The organism is Cereibacter azotoformans (assembly GCF_021391315.1).
Classification (GTDB): Bacteria; Pseudomonadota; Alphaproteobacteria; order Rhodobacterales; family Rhodobacteraceae; genus Cereibacter_A; species Cereibacter_A azotoformans.
In genome coordinates, this window is sequence record NZ_CP090022.1 from 719,517 (window position 1) to 739,557 (window position 20,041).

Consider the following 20,041-nt stretch of genomic DNA (forward strand, 5'->3'; position numbering starts at 1 on the left):
TTCTTGCAGATCGAGTTATGACAATGACCCAGACCTTGTCCAGAAGCCTCGCCGAGCTCGATCTGGCGGACCCCGACACCCTGTTCGGCTCCGCCGCGGGCGAGGGTGCGGGAGCCGCGATCCGCGAGGCGGTCGAGACGGCGCTGGGGCAGGTGGCACCGGAGTCAGGACAGCCCCTGCGCGCCTGGCGGATCCGGGTTCTCGCCGTGGCCGGGCGACTCCTCCTCAACCGGGAGTTGCGGAGCGAGGTGGTTCACCTGACGCGCCACGCCGTGCCCGCGCTCACCGACGTGCCGGCGCTCGCGCACCTGCGGCTGGTGGCGCTCTGGCAGTTGAGAGACCGCGCGGGCACCGTGACTGAAGCGAGCCGGGTGCTTGCGCTGCCGGGCTTGCCGCAGGCCGGCCGCCGCGCGTTGCGCCAGTCGGTGCGCCAGTGGGGCATTGAGGGCGAGCTGGTCGAGACGGTCGAGAGCCTGCTCGACTTCTGGCCCGATCCCGAGGCGGCTCTTGCCGATCCCTTTGCCCAGGTCCCCCATGAGGCGCCGCCGCCCTGGCTGGAACGCATGGGCAGCGCCATCCTGCGGCTGCGCGGCGACGATCCCTCGGACGCAGCCTTCATGGGGCGTTTCACCTGGGGGCGCGAACTCTTCCGCCGCGCCGTCTTTCTGACCCGTGTTGCGCGGACGCTGAACGAGAGTGGGCACCCTCTCTCGCCGCTCGAGCGGACGCACATGGCGCTGCATGCCGAGTTGCAGCGGCGCATCCTGCCGCCGGATCCGGCCCCGTTGCTGTCCTGCATCGCAGAGGGGCGCAGCGCGGTCATTGTACAGGCTCATGCGGGTGTGTCGACGGCTCATCAGCTCGGGCTTCCCTTGGGGGAAGTGGGCCTCTCCCACATCTCTCGGAATGCGGCGCCCGCAAGTCGGCCGCAAGATTTCCATCTGGCGACCGGGGCGCCAGGTGCCGCGATCGAGTTCACGAAGCTTGCGCGCATGATGAAGAAGACGCCGCGGATCGTGCGGATCTTTCCCGACGGCGGCATGGGCGAAAAGACGGAGGTGTCGGTTCTGGGAAAGCCCGTTCCCATCGGACGCGGCGCGGCGCATCTGGCGTGGCTCGGCCGGTCCGCCGTCTTCTATTGCGGCTCGCACCGCAAGGAAGGCACCTTCGGCTTCTCGCTCGTGCCGGGTCCCGTCGCCGCCGATTATGCGGATGCGGCCTCGTTCGAGCGCGCCTTCAACGCCTTCTATGCCGCGCGGCTCGAGGAGATCGTCCAAGGCCCCCCGGACGAGATGATGGTGGGTGGCGGCTTCTGGCCGCACCTGGCCAAGTGAGGACATTGCCATGAATTACGTCAGCCACTTCACCGCAGGCCTGCCGCAGCTCGACATCCATACGCTCTCCGAGGATTGGGCGCTGGCCACCTCGCTCGAAAACCACTGGATCCTGCTCGCCCGCAGCATGGGGCTGAAGCCCTCGGAGTGGCTCGACAGCCAGGGCGACCGGATGTACGGGGCGGTGATCCATCTCACCACCTCCTTCGATCTGGCCGATCCCCTGCGCGAGGACGAGGCCTTCGCGGCCGACACGCGCTTCCTCGCGATCCGCAAGCCGCATGCGCTCTCCTCGACGCGCTTCCTCGTTGACGGCAAGGAAAAGGCCGAGGTCCGCATCCTCTCGAGCTTCATCAAGCGCAAGGTGCGGGGGTCCAACAAGAAGTTCGCGAAGGTCCGTGACATCTGGACCGCCGAGGATCTCGACGGCGCGAGGATCGATGCCGAACTTGAGCGGCACCATGCGATGAAGAGCCTCCCCGTCGAGGGGGTGCTCGCGATGGACTACGAGGTCAACCGCATCCAGGATTTCAACACGGCAGACTTCCTGTACTTCAAGAATTTCGTCCGGATCGCGAAGGCGTCCGAATGGCGCGAGAACCGCGGGAAGGCCCCGCGGCTCAACAGCCGGCGCGAGGTCTGGTATTTCGGCAATGTCGAGGATGGCGAGCGCGTGCTGGCCCATGTCGCCCGGGCGAGTGACGCCTGCGCGACCGAGCTTGTCGATGCCGAGGGCCGGCGGCTCTGCCTGTCGCTCGCCGAAGCGCCCGAAGTGACGATCGCACCGCGCTGACCGGACGGTGCTTCTACGCGGGATGTGTCCCTCACAGGACTTGTGCAACTGAGCCCCGTAGTCTCCGGGCACGGTCAGCGTCACGGTGAAGTCCTCGTTGATCCGCCACTTGAACGGCTCGGCGCCGGCGGGGATCAGCACTTCGGCGGGCGGTCCGCAGGCGGCGAGGCGGCCGTGCGCTGGCCGCTCCGCCCCCCGGAACCATGCTCCGCATCGAGGCCGGAGCCCCACCGGGTGACACGGCGCCGCCTCCCTGTTTCCGGTATCGGCCCGCGGCCTGCCCGAGTTGCGGCGCTGGTGCGCGGATAACGCTGTTGACAGGGAGCGGCAGACCGGGTTCAACGGCAGCGTCATCGGTTCTTCCGGCAACGGAAGAGGAAAGAGGGAATGCGGTGAGGCCGGATGGCCGACTCCGCGGCTGCCCCCGCAACTGTGAGCGGTGAGCGAGGCCGACATGCCACTGGGCGCCCTGCCCGGGAAGGCCGGCCGAAGCTGTGATCCGCGAGCCAGGAGACCTGCCGCTGGCGCGCGGGGAGCGATCCCGCGCCTTCCACCGGACGCCGGGGTGCGCGTCTGGCGCGAGGCACGGCGCCGGATCGTGCGACCACCTCGGGCCATTCTCCCCTCCGTCCTTTCACACGACCGCCCCGAAGGCGGCAGAAAGGGACGAATGATGAAACTCCACCACGCGCTGCTTGCCGCGGGCCTTCTGATGCCCGCCGCCGCCGAGGCGCATTTCCAGCTGATCCATGTCGAGACGCCGCTGATCGAGGCGCCGGGCGACGTGCCGGTGAAGCTGATCTTCTGGCATCCGTTCGAGAACGGCCACGTGATGGACATGGGGCCGCCGCAGGCGTTCTATGCGGTCAGCCGCGGCGAGAAGATCGACCTCGCGGCCAGCCTGACGCCCTTCACCTTCACCGGCGCCTCGAATGCGGCGCAGGGCTTCGACGCGGTGGTGCCGGTGACGAAGGCGGGCGACTACGTGCTGGTGGTCGAGCCTGCGCCCTATCTGGAACCGTCCGAGGACATCTTCATCCAGCAGTTCGCCAAGGTCTACCTGAACCGGATGGAACTGCCGACCGACTGGACCGAGCCGCAGGGTCTGCCGACCGAGATCCTGCCGCTGGTCAAGCCCTACAACGTCATCGCCGGATCGACCTTCACCGGCCGCGTGCTGTCCGAGGGTCAGCCGGTCGCCGGTGCCGAGATCGAGGTGGAGTTCATGGCGGCCGAGCCCGACATGGCGACGAACGCGCCGAGGACTCCCGTGGCCGGGCCGATGCCGGGTGGCGCGGTGGTCGCGGTCTCGGACGCGGACGGCTATTTCACCTTCGGAATCCCGAAGGCCGGCTGGTGGGGCTTCGCCGCGCTCGGCACCGGGCCGGTGAAGGAGCACGAAGGCAAGGAGCTGAGCCAGGACGCCGTGATCTGGGTGCGCGCCTGGGACGTGGAGTAGATCCATGCACATCGTCGATGGCGCGCTTTCGGGGCCTGTGGTGATCGGCGGTGCGGTGCTGGCCGCGGCCGGCATCGCGCAGGGCCTGCGTCACCTGCCGGTCGAGAAGATCCCCACAGCAGGCGTGCTGTCGGCGACCTTCTTCGTCGCCTCTCTGGTGCATGTTCCGATCGGCCCTTCGTCCGTCCACCTGATCCTGAACGGGCTCGCGGGGCTGGTGCTCGGCTGGGCCGCGTTTCCGGCGCTCTTCGTGGGCCTGCTGCTGCAGGCGGTCTTCTTCGGCTTCGGCGGCGTGACGGTGCTGGGGGTGAACACCTTCGACATCGCGGCCCCGGCCGTGCTGGTGGGGATTCTCTGCCGCAGGGGGCTCGCCGGGCCGCCGGCGGTCGCGGCGATCTGGGGCGCGGTGGGCGGTGCGCTCGCCGTCGCTCTGACGACGCTCTGCGTTGGCGTGGCGCTGGCGCTCTCGGGCGAAGAGTTCATCCCGGCGGCCAAGCTCGTCTTCCTCGCGCATATCCCGGTCATGGCGGTCGAGGCGGCCATCACCGCTGCCGCGGTCTCGCTGGTCCGGCAGGTCAAGCCCGAACTCTTCTCGGTCATGGAGGCCGCAAGATGAAACTCCTGCTCGCGCTGGTCCTCGTTCTGGCGCCGCTGCCGGCCTTTGCGCACAAGGTGATCGCCTCGGTCTATCCTGCGGGCGCGGCCATCGAGGGCGAGATCGGCTTTTCCAACGGCGACATGGCCGCGAACCAGCGGGTGACGGTGACCGATCCCGAGGGCCGGCCGCTCGGCGAGGTGGTGACCGACGCCGCGGGCGCCTTCAGCTTCACGCCGGCCGAGCCGATTGCCCACGTCTTCCACGCCAATCTCGGCGCGGGCCATGTGGCCGAGGTGACGATGCCGGCCGAGGCGGTCGCGGCGCTTCTGGGGAAGGCTTCCCCCGCCACGCCGCCCGGCGCCGGTGCGATTCCACTGACAACCGCCGCACTGGCGGGGGGAGCCGCGCCGCTCTCGCGGGACGAGATCGCCGCCATGCTGCGCGACGAGCTGCGCCCGCTTCGGCAGGAGATCGCGGCCTACAAGGAGAAGAACGACCTTCAGACCATCCTGGGCGGCCTTGGCTGGATTGCGGGGCTCTTCGGGCTCGGCTTCTACCTCGCCGCCCGGCGGCGGATGGCGGGCTGAGGCTTGGGCCACCTCCTGTCCGCCGACGCCGCTGCCCCGCCGCCCGACGGCGGCGCCTTCCGCCGGATCGACCCGCGCGCGCGGGTGCTGGCAGCGGTGGGCTTTGCCGCAGGCACCGTGGCGCTTTCGACCCTCGCGGCACTTGTCGCGGCGCTGGCGGTGGCGGTGGCGCTGCTGGCCGCGAGCCGCCTGCCTGTCGCGCCGACGCTGAAGCGCATGGCGATGATGGACGGGTTCATCGTCTTCATGCTGGCGCTGCTGCCCTTCACCGTGCCGGGAGTGGCGGCCTTCACGCTCTGGGGGTTCCCGGCGAGCTGGGAGGGGCTGCAGCAGGCCGCGGCCATCGCGCTGACCGCCAATGCCATTATCCTGACCCTGATGGTGCTGGCCGGAACGCTGGAGCCCGCCGTGCTCGGCCACGCGCTCGCGCGGCTCGGCACGCCCGAGCGGCTGGTGCATCTGCTTCTCTTCACCGTCCGCTACGTCGAGGTGCTGCGTGGCGAATACCAGCGCCTGCGCCTTTCCATGCGCGCCCGTGGCTTCCGCCCGCGCACCGACCGCCACACCGTCGCGAGCCTCGGCCACCTCGTCGGCATGATGCTGGTGCGCGCGCTGGAGCGGTCGGAGCGCATCCTCGGCGCGATGCGCTGCCGCGGCTTCACCGGCCGCCTGCCGCTGATCGACCGGCTGGAGTGGCGGCCTGCCGACACGGCGTTCCTCGCCGGGCTCGCGGCCGTGATCACAGCCCTCCTGCTGCTGGACCTCAGCCTTGCTCATTGACCTCCGCGACCTGCATTTCGCCTATCCCGGCGGCGCCCCCGTTCTGCGCGGCGCATCGCTGACGCTGGCGGCGGGCGAGCGGCTGGCCGTCACCGGGCCGAACGGTTCGGGCAAGTCCACGCTGCTGCAACTGGCGGTCGGGCTGATCCGGCCGTCAGCGGGGAAGGTGGTGGCCTTCGGGCAGGAGCGTCGGCGCGAGGAGGAGTTCCATGAGGTTCGCCGTCGCGCGGGGCTGGTGTTCCAGGACCCCGACGACCAGCTTTTCTGCCCCACGGTCGCCGAGGACGTGGCCTTCGGCCCGCTGAACCTCGGCCGGTCGCGGGCAGAGGCGCGGGCGGTGGTGGAGGAGGTGCTGGCGCGGCTCGGCATCGCGCATCTGCGTGACCGGGTGACCCACAGGCTCTCGGGCGGCGAGAAGCGGCTGGTGACGCTGGCCGCCGTGCTGGCGATGGAGCCCGAGGTGCTCCTGCTCGACGAGCCGACGACGGGCCTCGACCAGGCGAACGAGGAACGGCTGACGGCGCTGCTGGCCGGGCTGCCGCAGGCGATGGTCTTCGTCAGCCACGACCGCAGCTTCCGCGGCCGGCTCGCGACCCGCGAGCTTCGTCTGCAGGAGGGGCGGCTGCTCTCCTGACGGTCCGGGGCACGGTTGAACCCTGCAGAAACCGTTCAACAGGAGCGGATCCCACGGACTGTAAACTGGCTTCAAGCGGCCGCGCAGGTGGCGCGGTTCGGCCGCGATGGTCAATGTCGTCGGCGGCTGCGGCACCACGCCCGACCACAGCCGCGCCATCGCGGACGCGCTGGCGGGCCTTGCTCCGAGGACGGTGAAATGAGCCGCCACCTCCGCCTTTCGGGCCTCGAGCCCTTCGTGCTGAGGCGATGCACGCGGTCTTCCTCCACCATGCCATCCGGGAAGGGATGGACATGGGGATCGTCAACGCGGGCCCGGCCCTCAGCCGCGCCGGGCTCTGGCAGTGACGGCACCACGGCGCCCTCAACCCGGATTCAGCGGTCGAACGGGTCGCAGACGATCACCGGGGTCGTGCTTGAAAGCATGGCGAAGCCTGGCCGGTTCTGCCGGGTCCAGGCGATCGAGTCGCCGAACATCGCCTCGACCGTGGCTTGCGGCGCCGCGAACTCCACCCCGAAGCCGTAGAACCGGCTGCCGGGACGGCCGTTGTAGATGTCGAGAGAGCGGACCGGCAGGCCGCGGTAGCTGCCCGAGATCTCGAAGTGGAAGAGCATATGGCCCTCGTCCTCGCGGATCCTCGCATTCTCTATGGGCACCGGAAGGCGCCGCGCGACCCGCGCCAGCACCTTCGGCGTCACGCGGTAGTTGATGATCGGATCGTCGGGATGGATCGGGAAGGCGGTGTTCAGGTCGGCCCGCAGCGCGCGCAGCCCGGCGCTCTCCTCGCAGAACTCCACGTTGTTCAGGAACCGGTCGAGCGAGCCTGCGTGCAGCGGTGCGGCAAGGCCGGCAATCAGCGCGGCCGCGAGACGACAGACCCTATGACGGGCGGCGCACGCGATCCGTCGGCGCAGGTCCGCCGGACCTTTCGGCGGTATGGGCCTTGCGGACCCTGCGGTGGATGCGGAGAGCGAAAACGGCGCCGGGCTCGGCGGCGCCTCGGGAAACAGACACATTCGGAAAGACACTCCAACTCGTAATGGGCCGACGCTATGCGCAAATCCGCTGGCCGGTCAAGTCGCGGCCGCGGCAGGGCGGGCGGGCAGGGAACGGCTGCGGAGATGCTGACCCGAGGCCCTCCGCGGGTGCAGGGCAACATCCGCTCGGCTCCGTTCCGGATCAGGGCCGAGCGCCGGATTGGCAAGGGCGCGATCGTCGCCGCCGCCAGCGTCGTGACGCGCGACCTGCCGCCCCTCATGCTCGTAGGGGGCAATCCCGCCCGGCCGATCCGCTCACTCCGCCACGGCACCGGAGCGCGAACGGACGGTCTGACCGATCGGCGGCGTACCGGATCACGGGCCCGGCAGGGGGAGGGGCGTGAGGATGCGTTCGACCTCGGCGAGGAGGGGCGCGCCGGCCGAGGCGGGCTCGGGGTCCGGCACGTCCGAGGGCACGACACGGGTGTAGTCGTCGGTGTTGCCCTGTTCGGCATCCATCAGGCGGGGATCATCGGGGCCTTCGGTCGTGTGGAAGGCGGGGTCGGGGGCGGGCGCGAGGGTTGGCGGCTCGGGGTAGAGGAGCGGCTCTCCCCGGCCGGCGGAGATGCTGTTGGCCACCGTCCTGAGCACGTTGATCCGTTCGGCGGGCGCGGCGACCAGCACGCTCGACCATGCACCATCGCGGAAATCCGAGCGGAGGTAGAACACGCCCAGCCGGAAGTCGCCGTCCCCGAAGAGGGCGTGGAAGGGCGCGTAGGCGGTCCAGACCCGCAGACGGGGCTTGGGGGCCGGGAAGTAGCTGTTCCGGTCGGGGCGGGCGTTGCGCCGGATGTCGTCCCCGACCGCCTCGGCCACCTCCACCGGGCCGCGCGCGGCGTAGATCGTCACGTCCGGGCTGGCGTGGATCTGGGTGAAGCCCGGCCCGATCGCGCGGCCGGTGGCGGAGCCGCCGGGGACGAGCAGCGAGCCGGCAAGCGCCGGAAGATAGGTGACCTGCCAGCCCGAGGCCGCAAGCCGCTCGCCCGCGTCCGACAGGAAGCTCTCGACCTCGGAGGCGGCGAGGCGGCAGGGCGGGGCGCAGCCGAGCGCCTGTTCGAGCGCGCGCCGGCTCATGCCGCCCCACTCTCCGTCGAGCATGCCGTCGTAGATGTCCGCGAAGGACAGCGCCGTCTGGAGAAAGCGGATCTCGGCGCGCGAGAGGCGGGCGGGATCGAAGGGTCGGTCCTCCGCCTGCGCTGCCATCGCGGCAAGGAGAAGCGTCACCAGACCCGCGGCCAGCGATTTTATGCCAAGCCTCCTCATCCCCGGATCGCCAGGTCGAGCACGGCGGTCCGCGCGTCGGCGCCCCAGCGGCAGTCGATCCGCGCCGGTCCCGCCGGTCGCGAGAGGCCCGCCTTCCGCGCGCAGCTGAGCAGGAGAGCGGCCGCGACGCCGGTCGCCGCGGCCGCGTTGGCGCAGCTTCGGATGCCGGCCTCCAGGCTGGCGGAATTGAGCGTGAGCCGGCAGCGGAGCGCGATCCCCTCGCCGCCGGGGGCCGTGCGCAGCGCGATCACGTTCTCGCTGTCGCCGGCGAAACAGGTGGTGCCGTCGGCCCCGGTCGTCCGGCAGACCGGCGGGTCGGACAGGACGAGCTGCGGGAAGAGCCGCGCGCTCTCGGCGTCGCGGAACGGCAGCTGGTAGGGTACGGGCGTGACGGTGACCGAGGGCTCCTGCCGGGGGGCGGCGGGTGGCCGGGCGGTCACTCCGCCGTCCAGCAGCAGGCGGGTCATGTGGTGGGCGGTGTGGGCATGATAGGGAGAGCCCGTGACGGTCACCTGGTCGCCCACCGCGCCCTCGAGCCGGGTGACGGTGATCTCGGTCACGCCGACGATGGCCGGTTGCGGCATGTCCGGATCGGGGTCGGGATAGATGCAGATCGGCGAGGGCAGCTTCAGCACGTCGCCGCTGACGTTGCGGTAGCCGTCGCTCATCGGGTCGGGCGTGTGCCATGTCCGCCGGACGATGGTTCCGCTGAGCGTCATCGTTCCTGCGTAGCTGTGACAGGGCGCCGGGGGAAGGGGCAGGTCGTCGGGGATCGCGATGCCGTCCGAGAGGGGGATGGCCCTTTCGGCCAGCACAGGAGTCGGGACGGGCAGCAAGGCTGCAAGGACGATCCACGGCAGGCCGCGTGCGCGGCAGGGTTCGGGAGGAACGGTACAGCTGCGCAAGGCGGCACCTCGAACGATTGCGCCGCCGAGAATAGGAAAGGGCCGCGGCACCTGTAAACCCGATATCTCTGCAATGACCGCGAATTGCACTCAGATGATTTTAAAATTACTGAATATTGGTTAATTATCGAGATGAAAAGATTGCGGCGCAGGGGCCGCGACCTGTTGAAGCAGAGGGCGATCCCAATAGCGGCAAGGATCAAATCGGAGCCATCCCGGACTTGCGAATCAGTTTCGGTTCATTGGAGATGTGCTCACATATTTTTGAACGGTGATGCCTTTGACCAGTAAGCTCCTCACAGCCGCACTTGTCGGCATGATTGCACTTGCCAGCGGATGCACGACGGAAACGGTCGGCCACTCCACCAAATCCGCGCCCTCCGGGTTTTCGGTCAGCAGCAAGACCCCGAAGGAAGTCGCGCTCGAGAAGCAGGTGAAGTCGCTCAACCAGCAGTCGCGTGACATCGTGGTCCGCAACACGGTCGAAGGTGCCGTGGCTGGGGCTGTGGTGGGATGCGGCGTGGCGCTGCTCTTTGGAGGCAACGGCGACGATTGCGTGAAGGGCGCGGCAGCGGGCGCGGTGGTTGGCGGCGTCGGCGGGAATGCCGTGGGCCAGCAGGCGGCGCAGAAGAACCGCGATCTGGTCAAGCGCGACGAGGTTCTGGCGAAGCTGAAGGGCATCAACGCCTCGCTCGGGTCGGTGCAGACGAACCTGCGCGACGTCCTGCGCTCGCAGAATGCCGAGATCGCCTCGCTGAAACGGCAGGTCGATGCCAACCAGATCACGCAAAGCGCCTATGACAAGCGGGTGCGGGCGATCAACTCCAACCGAACGGCGGTTGTGAAGGGACTGCAGACGGCGGAGACGAACGTGAACAAGGAGCGCATGGAACTCGTCTCGCTGGAGAAACAGGGCGGCGGGTCGCTGTCGACGCTGCGCTCGGCGGCATCGAGCACCGAGAAGCGGCTGGCAAGCCTGCGCAGCACCGTCTCGCTCATTCCGACGAAATGAAGAAAGCGGGGCCGGCGCGGATTGCCGGCCCATTCCTTGCCCGCAGAGGATAAGCCTGCATGCGTTCCAATTCCTTGCCCGTCGTAGCACTTCTGATCGGCACGGCGCTTGCCGGATGTTCGGGATCGACCGATCCCGCGACGGCGAATCTTTTTGACAATATCGCCAATCTGAATTCCGGCGAATACGACCGGCAGATCGCGCAAAAGGATGCCGAGGCGGCGGCCATTGTCCGCACGAACCAGCGCATGCAGGTCGATATCGACTCGATGCACCGGCAGGCGAACGTCAACCGCCGGACGATCGCGGGTCTGAACCGGCAGATCGCCTCGGCCCGGTCCGAGGCGGCCTCGGTCCGCAGCCAGCTCGGCGGCGACAGGATCCGGCTCGGCCAGCTGAACGGCTACGAGCGCCAGCTGGCGGCGGTGGAGCGCGAGGCCTCGGCCGGCAGCGATCCGGCGGTGCTGCAGGGCGAGATCGCGCGGATCCGCGCCTCGATCCGCGCCCTGGCCAACTGAGCGGAGCAGCAGCATGATGCAGGCAATTGGCGGCTTTGGGCGGGGCGTCGTTCTCGGGCTGGGCCTCGCGCTCGCCGCAACCGGCGCCGGCGCGGAGGGCGTGGCCGAGACGCGCTCGCCCGCGACGGGGCTTGCGGTGGTGGACTGCAAGCCGGCGGCCCCCGCGCCGCAGGACAGCTGCACCCTGCGCATCCCGCCGCTGCATGCGCGCGGCGACATGCGCGGCTCGGGCGCGGGCTTTTCGTTCATCCGGCCCTCGGACAGCCGGTTCCCGGCCGCGGTCCTTCCCTCGGCGACGATGCTGCTGGTCGACCGCACCCCGGGTCCGGGCGGGGCGCGCAAGCCCTTCATCCGGTTCGAGAAGGAGCTGGTCGAGCGGCTGATAGGCGCGCTGCCCCCACAGGAGCTGGTGGCGATCTACACCTTCGACGAAGGCGGCACGCTCCAGCCGCTCGTGCCCTTCACCGACCTGCGCCAGCGCGCGATTGCGGGGATGGAGGGCTTCGTCGCCGGCGGGGTCAACACCCACATCGCGCTGAACCTGCTCGATGCGATCAAGGTCCTTTCCGAGCGTGACGACGTTCTCTACCGCAACATCGTCGTCGTGACCGACGGCGAGGAGGAGGGGCTGTTCGACGATACGGTCCACGAGAGGGCGGTGGCGGAGCGGATCGCCGTCTCCTCGCTCGGCTTCTTCTGGCGCGGCACCGGCAGCGCCGAGATCGGGCGCGCGAAGGACTACCTCGACACCCGCATCACCACGCCGGGCTTCGGCCTGACCACGACGGTGATGCTGCGCAACCGGACCCAGGCGCTGGCCGCGGTGGACGAATTCGCCGGGCGCTACGCCTCGGCCCTGCAGCAGTCGGGGCTGATCGTGCCCGAGGGCAAGCCCGAGGCCGCCGACGTGGTGGTGGAGACGGCGGCGCCGAAGGTGGGCGCGCCGGGCGGAACCGCGACCATCACCCACCGCGTCCGCTTCGAGCCGCACAAGGCCGAGGCCCCGCCGGCGGCGGAGCCGAAGCCCGAACCGGGGCTGATCTTCGGCTATCCGCGGATGTGGGTGCTGGGCGGCGGGGCCGGGGCGATGCTGCTGCTGATCGTCCTTGTCGCGCTGGTCGTCTTCGTCCGTCGCGGCGGCGACGGCGGCGAGGACGAGCTTCCGCTGGGCGAGGACGACGATCTGGACTTCGGCGCGCCCGGACGGCCGATGATGGCGGCTCCCGCCGCCCCGGTGCGCGCGATGGCGACGCTGGTGCGCGAGGACACGCGCGAGCGGCTGGTGGTGCCCTCGCCCACGGCCACCATCGGGCGGGCCGGAACCAACGCCGTGCCCATTCCCGACGACAGCGTGTCGCGCCTTCATGCCGAGCTGAAGCTGTCCGGCGGTGGCCTGATGCTGACCGACATGGGCAGCCTGAACGGCACCTTCGTCAACGGCCGCCGCATCAAGGAGGGGACGTGCGTGAAGGACGGCGACCAGATCGGGTTCGGCCAGATCCGCCTTCGGCTCGTCGCGCCGTGAGCAGATACAGGAGAGACTGACATGCCGAGCGACAAGACCAAGTGGATCTTCGAATCCGACGACCGACCGGCGCGCCGCCGCGACTTCACCGACCTCGGTCCCGACGATACCAGCCTTCTGGGGCCTGCGCCCGGTATCGGCGCGGCGCCGACCGCGCTGGACGCCACGCGCCTGGTGCAGGTCGCGGACGAGCGCACGCGGATCGAGATCGTCGAGGCCATCCCGTTCGAGGAGGAACTTGACCCGGTGGTGGGCTGGCTCGTGGTGACCAAGGGGCCGGGGCTCGGACGCTCGGTCAACATCGGCGCGGGGATGAACATCGTCGGCCGCGAGAGCAGCTGCCGCGTCAGCCTGCCCTATGGCGACATGACCATCTCGGGCGAGGATCACCTGCGGATCGTCTATGACGACGTGAGCCGGTCGTTCCTGGTCGTGCCGGGCAGCGGCAAGAACATCACGCGGCTGAACGGGCAGGTGGTGACGGCGACGCTGCCGCTGCCCACCCATTCCACGCTGGAGCTGAGCAAGAAGACCACCGTCCGCTTCGTCGCCTTCTGCAACGAGGAGTTCGACTGGGGCGACATCGCCCCGCCCGAGGCCTGAGACGACGATGGCGCAGGTCCACGGCCAGCAGATCCTCGGGCGCAGGGAGACGCAGGAGGATGCGTTCGACATCATCCTCCAGAACGAGACGGACCCCCGCTCGGACGTCCTGATGCTGCTGGCGGACGGGATGGGCGGACATGCGGGCGGCGAGGTGGCAAGCGGCCTCGCGCTGCGCGCCTTCGCCCACCATTTCACGCAGGTCGCGCGCGCCCCGCGCCCCGCCGACCGGCTGCAGGAGGCGCTGGAGGCCGCCAACGAGGCGATCCGCGGCGCGCTGGCGCGGGACGCGAGCCTGAGGGGCATGGGCTGCACCCTGATCGCGGCGATCAAGCTGCCCGACCGGCTGGTCTGGGTCAGCGTCGGCGACAGCGCGATCTACCTGCTCCGGCGGGGGACGATCCGGCGCATCAATGCGGACCACTCGATCTTCGGCGAGCTGATGACGCTGGTCGAGGCGGGGCGGATGACGCGGGCCGAGGCGGCGAGCCACCCGCGCCGCAACGTGCTGCGCTCGGCGCTGACGGGGGGTCCGCTGACGCTGGTGGACCTGAACTCGGTGACGCTGGAGCCGGGCGACGTGGTGCTGATCGCCTCCGACGGGCTGGACGCGCTGTCGGAGGCGGAAGTGGTCGAGATCGTGGGCGAGCGGTTTCGGGCCGGACCGCGCGCCGTGACCGAGGCGCTGCTGGCCGCGGTCGAGCGCAAGGCGAACCCGTCGCAGGACAACACCTCGGTGATCCTCTACCGCCACGCGGGGCAGGGCGCGGCCCCGGCGCGGACGCTTCCGCGCAGGCTGGCGGCAACGGCAGGGACGGGGGCCGTGCTCGCGCTGGCGGGACTGGCGGTTTATGCCGGGATGGGGGGCTTCTCGGACCCGCCGGCCCCGCCGACGCCCGAGCCGCCGCGCGGCGCTGCCGAGATGCGCGCCATCCCGGCCCCCGTCGAGGAGGCACCCGCCGCGAAGCCCGAGGCCGCCGAGCCTCCGCCACCCGAGGGTCCCGCCGCAAAACCCGAGGCCCAGCCTGAAAAGCCCTCCGCACCCGAGGCGAGCCCGGCGCCGGCACGGCGACCCGCCGCCCGCGAGGGACGCCCGGTCAAGGACGACGCGCCGGCCAGGGCGGACGAGACATGATGACCGAGCCGCGCCTTCCCAGCGGCACGCGCATCGCCGGTCATGTCATCGTGGACCAGATCGGCCGGGGCGGGTTCGGGATCACCTACCGGGCGAGCGTGCTCGAGACCGGCGCAATCGTCGCGCTGAAGGAATACTTCCCCTGCGACATGGCCCACCGCGACGCGCAGGGCTTCGTCCGCCCGCTGCCCAAGGCCGAGCGGATGTACCAGGAGGGGCTGCGGGCCTTCATCACCGAGGCGAACATCCTGAAGGCGCTGCCGCAGCAGGCCGGGCTGGTGCGGGTGCGCGGCGCCTTCGAGAAGTTCGGCACCGCCTATTGCGCGATGGACTTCATCGAGGGCGAGCCGCTCAGCCGTCTCGTGCAGGCGACGATCCAGCGCACCGGCTTCATCGCCGAGGATCTGCTGCGCAGCTTCCTCGCCCCGATCTGCCTCGCGCTCGAGACGGTGCATTCCACGAACCTCGTCCACCGCGACGTGAAGCCCGCCAACATCATGATCTCGCGCCGCGACCAGCAGCCGATCCTGATCGATTTCGGCGCCGCGCGCCCCTCGGGGCAGCGCGGGTCGCTGGCGATGTTCACCCGCTGCTATGCCCCGGTCGAGCTGTTCCCCCGCGCGCAGGTGCGTTCGGCGCAGCCGCTGGAGGAGGGGCCGTGGAGCGACATCTATTCGCTGTCCGTCATGCTCTACGAGATGGCGACGCGGCAACTGCCCCCCAGCGCGCCCGACCGGGCGGCGGCGGTCGCCGCGGGCGGCCCCGACCCTTACGTGCCGCTGACGGCGCTTCTGGCGCAGCGGCGGTTGCGCGGCAGCTACTCGCCCGCCTTCGCCTCGGCCGTCGATGCCGGCTGCGCGCTCTGGCCCGAGGCGCGGCCGCGGACGGTGCGCCAGTTCGCCTACATGGCCGGCGTCGAGATGGGCGCGGCCCCGCCGCCGTCGCGCCGCACCTCCACCGGGGCCGCGCCCTCGCCGTCCTCGGCGGTGCCGCGGACTCAGCGACGGCCCGTGAACCGCCAGTCCATCGCCATGGTGCTCCTGATGCTGCTGATCGCGGGCGCGGCTGTGGCCTATGGCGTCGTCTCGCGCCAGCCCGCCTGGGTGGCCTACTGATGCCGAGACTTCTGGGCGCGCTTTTCGGATTGCTCTGCGCCGCGGCCGCCGCGGCGCAGGACTTCACCTCTGTCGCGCGGTTGACCGATGCGTCGGTGGGCCGGATATTCGTGGATCATCCCCGGGGATTGATGACCGGCGCCGGCATGGTCTTCGGCCAGAGCGCCGGCGGCGGGTTGCTCTACCTGACCAACTTCCACGTCGTCGAGGACGGCGGCGGAATCGCCGTCTTCTTCAAGAAGGGCGAGGCGATCTCGATCTACAGCGGGACGGTCCTTGCCGTGTCGCAGGAGAAGGACCTTGCGGCGCTGCGCCTCACGCCCGAGGAGATCGGCACGCCGCCTCCGCCACCGCTGGCCATCGACACGCGACGGCTCGAAAAGGGAGAAGCCGTGGTGGCCATCGGCTATCCCGGCGCAGCCGACGGCACGATGGGCCGCGACATCAACATCGCCGCCTTCGAGACCACGCTGACCGGCGGCAGCGTGAGCCGCGTGCTGATGGGATCGTGGCGCGGCGCCTCGGCGGAGATCGAGATCGTCCAGCACACCGCACCGCTCAGCCCCGGCAACTCGGGCGGGCCGCTGCTTGATCAGTGCGGGCGGGTGATCGGGGTGAACACGATGGGCGCGACGGATGTGGCGGGGATCTACCTCGCCTCCTCGGCCGGCACCATCGCGGACTTCCTGGCCGAGGCCCGCCTCCCGGTGCAGACGGCCAGCGGCGGTTGCGGTGGGAAGCCAGCGTCCCCGGCCTTACCGGCCGCGGCGCCACCCGCCGCCCCGGCGGAGGCGGAGGGCGGCGTGCCGATCTGGATGATCCTCGGCGGAACCGGCGCCTCGCTGGCGCTGATCCTGGCGGTGATGGCGGTCGCGGCCGGCAGCCGAGGCAGCGAGCCCGCGGCGCCCCGGGTTGCGCTGACGCTGACCATCACCGCGGGCGGATCGCGCCGGCGGCGCGGCATCGGACGTGCGAGCCTGCAACGCGGCGTCATCATCGGACGGGGCGGCGCGGCCGAGGTGGTGATCGACAGCCCGCGCCTCAGCCGGGAGCATCTGCGGCTGACGCTGGACGGGCGGCGGCTGATGGCGACGGACCTCGGCTCGACCAACGGGACGGTGGTGGACGGCAAGCCGCTGCCGCCGAACCAGCCGCGGCAGGTCAGCGAGGCGACGGTTCTGGTGCTGGGCGGCGAGGTCGAGATCCGGCTGAGGGCAGGATCATGAAGGATCTGGCGCCTCCCGACGTGGCGGCATCGGACGCCGTCGCCGACATCCGGGATCTCTCGGTCCGGCTGGGAGAGCGGTTCGAGGTGGCGATCGAGCAGCTCTCGGTCGCGCCCGGCGAGGTGCTGGTGCTGGACGCGCCGAGCGGCAGCGGCAAGAGCACGGTGCTCGGGCTGGTTGCGGGTGCGGTTGCGCCTCAGGCGCGGCCTTCGCGACATCGGGTGGCGGGACACGATCTGGCCGTGGCGCCGTGCCCGCCGGGGCCTGCGGTGATGGGTTTCGTGCTTCAGACACATGCGCTGGTGCCCTATCTGACCATGGGCGACAACGTCGGCCTGCCGGCGCGGATCGCGCGGCTGCGGGTGGCGCCCGACTGGGCGCGGGAGGTGGTGGGCTCGCTCGGCCTCGCCGATCTGCTCGACCGTTTTCCGGCCCAGCTTTCGGTGGGCCAGCGCCAGCGCGCGGCCGTGGCGCGGGCGATGCTCGCGCGGCCGCGGCTGCTGCTGCTGGACGAGCCGGTCTCGGCGCTCGACCCCGCCAATGTCCGCGCGGTGGAGGAGCTTATCCTGCGGCTTGCCGGGGATGCGGGCTCGGCCGTGCTGCTTGCGGGCCACCAGATCGCCGGAAGCGCCTTTGCCGCCTGCCGCCGCGTGCGACATCGGGTGGAGGCTGCGGGTGCGCTGACGCGCTCGGTCTTCCAGGCGGAGGCGGTCTGATGCCGCTGCCCCTGGTTCTGGCGCTGCGCGAGTTGCGGCACGACTGGATCTCGGCGCTCTGCTTCGTGGCGGCGCTGGTGGGCGTGCTGGCGCCCATGCTGATCCTGCTCGCGCTGAAGACGGGGGCGCTCGACTCGATGGTCGAGCGGCTGGTCGACGACCCGGCGAACCGCGAACTGCTGGCCGTGGGCGCCGGTGCGCATGACGAGGCCTTCTTCCGCTGGCTGGAGGCGCGGCCCGAGGTCGGTTTCGTGGTCCCCGCCACGCGCAGCATCAACGCGCTTGCGGATGCCGTGGTGGCCGCCTCCCCCCGCCGCGTGGTGGTGCGGGAGGTGCCGCTGGTGGTCTCAGCCGCGGGCGATCCGCTGCTTGCGGGGGAGGTCGGGCCGGGCCGCGTCTGGCTGAGTGCGCCGCTTGCGAAGTCGCTGGGGGTCGCGCCCGGCGGGGAGCTGACGATGGTGATCGGGCGGCGCATCGACGGCCTCGAGCAGACGGCGCGGCGGCGGCTGGAGGTGGCGGGAGTCGTTCCGGCCGGAAGATACGGTCGCCCGGCGCTGTTCCTGTCGCTGCCGGACATGCTGGCGATCGAGCGGTTCCGCGACGATCCCGCCGTCACGCCCGAAAGCTGGCTGGAGGCCGCCGCGCCGCCTGCGGCCTTTGCCAGCTTCCGCCTCTATGCCCGGACGCTCGCGGATCTTGGCGCGCTCTCGGCGGTGCTGGAGGGGCGCGGCGTCGCGGTGCGCCCGCGGGCGGAGAATGCGGCGGTGCTGCTGCAGGTGCGGCGGGGCGCGGACCGGCTGTATCTTGCGGTCGCGGCCCTGGCCGCCGTCGGGTTCTGGGCTGCGATGGCCGCCAACCTCCGCGGCATGGTGGAGCGGCGGCGTCTGGCCTTCAGCCTGCTGCGGATGCTGGGCCTGACGCCCGCGCAGCGCGCGACGGTGCCGCTGATCCAGAGCCTCGTGCTGATCGGGGCGGGGCTCGGCCTGTCGCTCGCCCTCGTCCTGCCGGCCGTCGCGCTGATCAATGCGAGCTTTCCTGCCGTGGCCGAGGGGGCGGCGCTCGCGCGGCTCAGGCCGGACCAGCTGGGCGGGGCGGCGGTGCTTGCCTGCGTGACGGCGCTGACCGCGGCGCTCTGGGCGATGGTGGCGGTGCTGCGGATCCCGAGCGAGGAGGTGTTGCGTCATGGCTAGGGCATGGGGTCTTGCGCTGGCGATCCTGCTGGCTGCGCCGCCCGTCTCGGCGGCCGAGATCACGGTGGACGAGAAATACTGGAACCCGCAGCCGACCGAGGGCGACCTCGTGCTGCCGATGCCCTGCGGCGGCGCGATGGCGTTCCGCCCGGTGGCGACGCCCAATGCCGATGGTGCGGTGGGCGACGTTCCGGTGATCCTCGGCCGCGAGGACGAGGACCAGCCCTATCTGGTCGGCACGCGGCGGTCCTATGTCTCGGGCGGGTTTCCGGGGACGGGCGAGCCGGCGGCCAAGGCCATGTTCTACATGGCGAAATACGAGATCGCCGAGGCGCAGTACCGCGCGGTGACGGAGGGCTGCACGCAGAAGGAGCCGCGCCGGCGCGACTTCCTTCCGGTGAGGGAGGTGACGAAGACCGAGCTTGACGCCTTCGCGCAGGCCTGGACGGTCTGGCTGATGCGGAACGCGCCGGAAAGCCTCGCCCTCGCCGGTGCGGCGCCGGCACATCTGCGGCTTCCGACCGAGGAGGAGTGGGAGTTCGCTGCGCGGGGCGGCCTTGCCGTCGATCCGGCGCTGTTCCGCGGCGCGCTGCCGCCGATCCCGCCCGGCCACTCCGCGTCGGAATATATCGCGCATGGCGGCAACGACAGCGCGGGCGGCAAGGTGCAGGCGATCGGCACGCTGGCGCCCAACCCGCTCGGGCTGCACGACATGCTGGGCAACGTCTCGGAATATGTGCTGACCCCCTTCGCGATGGTGCGCCACGGCCGGCTGCACGGGCAGGCCGGCGGCCACGTCAAGCGCGGCGGCGATGCGCGCACGCCGCTCGACCAGATCACCAGCGCGACCCGGTTCGAGGTGCCGCCCTTCGACGTGCATTCGAAGGACGTGACGCGCGAGGCCTTCACCGGCGGGCGGCTCGTGCTGTCCACGCTCTCGATCACCTCGGCCGACCAGGCGAAGGCGGTCGCGGCGGCGCTCGAGACCCTGTCGCGGGCGGACCCGGCGCTCGATTCGGCGGCCTCGGAGGCGGAGGTTCTGGCGCTGCTCGACCGGCTCCAGCGCGAGGCCGGCGATGCCGCCGACCGCAGCCGCTTTGCCGCCATCGCCCGGACGATCCGCGAGGCCCGTGCCGAGACGAACGCGCAGCGCGACCGGACCATTCGCATGATCCTCGGCTCGTCGGTGCTGACCTGCGACCAGATCGTGCAGCGGTATCTGAACGCGCTGGCGATCGCCGCGCTGGTGCCGAGCTATGACGGGCTGGCCGCCGAGGCCGAGGCGAGCGGCGACGTGGCACTGGCGCAGGAGGTGGCCGAGGCCCGCGCCGAGGCCCGGGCCAAGCTGCGCGAGATGGAGGAGGCGGTCGGCCGCGAAAGCGTCGACTACGCCAACCTGATCGAGGGGCTTTCGGCCGAATTCTCGCAGGAGCTGCTGGCGGCGCAGATCGCCGCGGTGCGCGACGAGCACGAGAGCCGCGGCCCGCGGCGCGGCGCCTGCCTTGCTGCGGCGCAGACCCATCTCGACCGCCGGGGCCAAAGCGGGATGAACGACCTCGCCGCCATCCGGTCCGACATGCAACAGATCGCGGCCGCGCAGGCCCGCTAACC

At 70.9% G+C, this 20,041-nt stretch carries 20 protein-coding genes and 1 riboswitch; of the genes, 17 read left to right on the plus strand and 3 right to left on the minus strand.

Annotated elements, in window-relative coordinates; translation table 11 throughout:
- The first annotated feature begins 23 nt into the window (after positions 1-23).
- The 7 genes from LV780_RS18555 (at position 24) to LV780_RS18585 (ending at position 6,185) form a co-directional block, all read left to right on the plus strand.
- On the plus strand, positions 24-1,334 hold the full coding sequence (locus LV780_RS18555; protein WP_233864066.1) for a hypothetical protein: 1,311 nt from the start codon (positions 24-26) through the stop codon (positions 1,332-1,334).
- Between the two features lie 10 nt (positions 1,335-1,344).
- On the plus strand, positions 1,345-2,127 hold the full coding sequence (locus tag LV780_RS18560; RefSeq protein ID WP_108222551.1) for a Pnap_2097 family protein: 783 nt from the start codon (positions 1,345-1,347) through the stop codon (positions 2,125-2,127).
- Between the two features lie 337 nt (positions 2,128-2,464).
- Positions 2,465-2,664: riboswitch (cobalamin riboswitch) on the plus strand.
- Between the two features lie 136 nt (positions 2,665-2,800).
- Entirely contained in the window at positions 2,801-3,586 is a 786-nt protein-coding gene (locus LV780_RS18565) for a DUF4198 domain-containing protein (protein ID WP_233864208.1), read from the plus strand.
- A 4-nt stretch (positions 3,587-3,590) separates the two neighbouring features.
- On the plus strand, positions 3,591-4,202 hold the full coding sequence (gene cbiM / locus LV780_RS18570) for a cobalt transporter CbiM (protein ID WP_101342242.1): 612 nt from the start codon (positions 3,591-3,593) through the stop codon (positions 4,200-4,202).
- Positions 4,199-4,771 carry an Ig-like domain-containing protein gene (locus LV780_RS18575; protein WP_101342241.1) on the plus strand — a complete coding sequence of 191 codons (573 nt, stop codon included), beginning with the start codon at positions 4,199-4,201 and terminating at the stop codon, positions 4,769-4,771. Before cbiM ends, LV780_RS18575 begins: the two co-directional genes overlap by 4 nt.
- A 3-nt stretch (positions 4,772-4,774) precedes the next feature.
- Positions 4,775-5,551, plus strand: a complete 777-nt coding sequence (gene cbiQ / locus LV780_RS18580) for a cobalt ECF transporter T component CbiQ (protein ID WP_108222550.1) — start codon at positions 4,775-4,777, stop codon at positions 5,549-5,551.
- On the plus strand, positions 5,541-6,185 hold the full coding sequence (locus LV780_RS18585; protein WP_011910368.1) for an energy-coupling factor ABC transporter ATP-binding protein: 645 nt from the start codon (positions 5,541-5,543) through the stop codon (positions 6,183-6,185). The genes cbiQ and LV780_RS18585 overlap by 11 nt, the downstream gene beginning before the upstream one ends.
- A 374-nt stretch (positions 6,186-6,559) precedes the next feature.
- On the opposite strand, the gene LV780_RS18590 is transcribed toward LV780_RS18585, so the two are convergent.
- From LV780_RS18590 to LV780_RS18600, 3 genes are all read right to left on the minus strand, one after another.
- On the minus strand, positions 6,560-7,201 hold the full coding sequence (locus LV780_RS18590; protein WP_108222549.1) for a hypothetical protein: 642 nt from the start codon (positions 7,199-7,201) through the stop codon (positions 6,560-6,562).
- Positions 7,202-7,537: 336 nt separating this feature from the next.
- The gene (locus LV780_RS18595) at positions 7,538-8,485 is read right to left on the minus strand and encodes a hypothetical protein (RefSeq protein WP_181318573.1); all 948 of its coding nucleotides are present in this window, start codon (positions 8,483-8,485) and stop codon (positions 7,538-7,540) included.
- Positions 8,482-9,204 carry a DUF4431 domain-containing protein gene (locus tag LV780_RS18600; protein ID WP_233864067.1) on the minus strand — a complete coding sequence of 241 codons (723 nt, stop codon included), beginning with the start codon at positions 9,202-9,204 and terminating at the stop codon, positions 8,482-8,484. The genes LV780_RS18595 and LV780_RS18600 overlap by 4 nt, the downstream gene beginning before the upstream one ends.
- Positions 9,205-9,664: 460 nt before the next feature.
- On the opposite strand from LV780_RS18600, the gene LV780_RS18605 reads away from it, so the two are divergent.
- From LV780_RS18605 to LV780_RS18650, 10 genes are read left to right on the plus strand one after another with little or no spacing between them, the layout of a single operon-like run.
- On the plus strand, positions 9,665-10,402 hold the full coding sequence (locus LV780_RS18605) for a hypothetical protein (RefSeq protein ID WP_233864209.1): 738 nt from the start codon (positions 9,665-9,667) through the stop codon (positions 10,400-10,402).
- A gap of 59 nt (positions 10,403-10,461) precedes the next feature.
- Positions 10,462-10,920 (plus strand): hypothetical protein, encoded by a 459-nt coding sequence (locus LV780_RS18610; protein WP_108222546.1) that lies wholly within the window; start codon positions 10,462-10,464, stop codon positions 10,918-10,920.
- Between the two features lie 13 nt (positions 10,921-10,933).
- Complete coding sequence (locus LV780_RS18615; protein ID WP_108222545.1) at positions 10,934-12,445, plus strand: FHA domain-containing protein; 1,512 nt, start codon at positions 10,934-10,936, stop codon at positions 12,443-12,445.
- Between the two features lie 21 nt (positions 12,446-12,466).
- Positions 12,467-13,048: an FHA domain-containing protein gene (locus tag LV780_RS18620; protein WP_108222544.1), complete on the plus strand. Its 582-nt coding sequence runs from the start codon at positions 12,467-12,469 to the stop codon at positions 13,046-13,048.
- A 7-nt stretch (positions 13,049-13,055) separates the two neighbouring features.
- Positions 13,056-14,183: a PP2C family protein-serine/threonine phosphatase gene (locus LV780_RS18625; protein ID WP_108222543.1), complete on the plus strand. Its 1,128-nt coding sequence runs from the start codon at positions 13,056-13,058 to the stop codon at positions 14,181-14,183.
- Positions 14,183-15,298, plus strand: coding sequence for a serine/threonine protein kinase (locus LV780_RS18630; protein WP_108222558.1), 1,116 nt, complete (start codon positions 14,183-14,185; stop codon positions 15,296-15,298). The genes LV780_RS18625 and LV780_RS18630 overlap by 1 nt, the downstream gene beginning before the upstream one ends.
- Positions 15,298-16,524, plus strand: a complete 1,227-nt coding sequence (locus tag LV780_RS18635; RefSeq protein WP_108222542.1) for a trypsin-like peptidase domain-containing protein — start codon at positions 15,298-15,300, stop codon at positions 16,522-16,524. Before LV780_RS18630 ends, LV780_RS18635 begins: the two co-directional genes overlap by 1 nt.
- Positions 16,521-17,240, plus strand: a complete 720-nt coding sequence (locus tag LV780_RS18640; RefSeq protein WP_011910357.1) for an ATP-binding cassette domain-containing protein — start codon at positions 16,521-16,523, stop codon at positions 17,238-17,240. Before LV780_RS18635 ends, LV780_RS18640 begins: the two co-directional genes overlap by 4 nt.
- Positions 17,240-18,430 carry an ABC transporter permease family protein gene (locus LV780_RS18645; protein WP_108222541.1) on the plus strand — a complete coding sequence of 397 codons (1,191 nt, stop codon included), beginning with the start codon at positions 17,240-17,242 and terminating at the stop codon, positions 18,428-18,430. The genes LV780_RS18640 and LV780_RS18645 overlap by 1 nt, the downstream gene beginning before the upstream one ends.
- The gene (locus tag LV780_RS18650) at positions 18,423-20,039 is read left to right on the plus strand and encodes a formylglycine-generating enzyme family protein (RefSeq protein WP_108222540.1); all 1,617 of its coding nucleotides are present in this window, start codon (positions 18,423-18,425) and stop codon (positions 20,037-20,039) included. The genes LV780_RS18645 and LV780_RS18650 overlap by 8 nt, the downstream gene beginning before the upstream one ends.
- Positions 20,040-20,041: the final 2 nt, after the last annotated feature.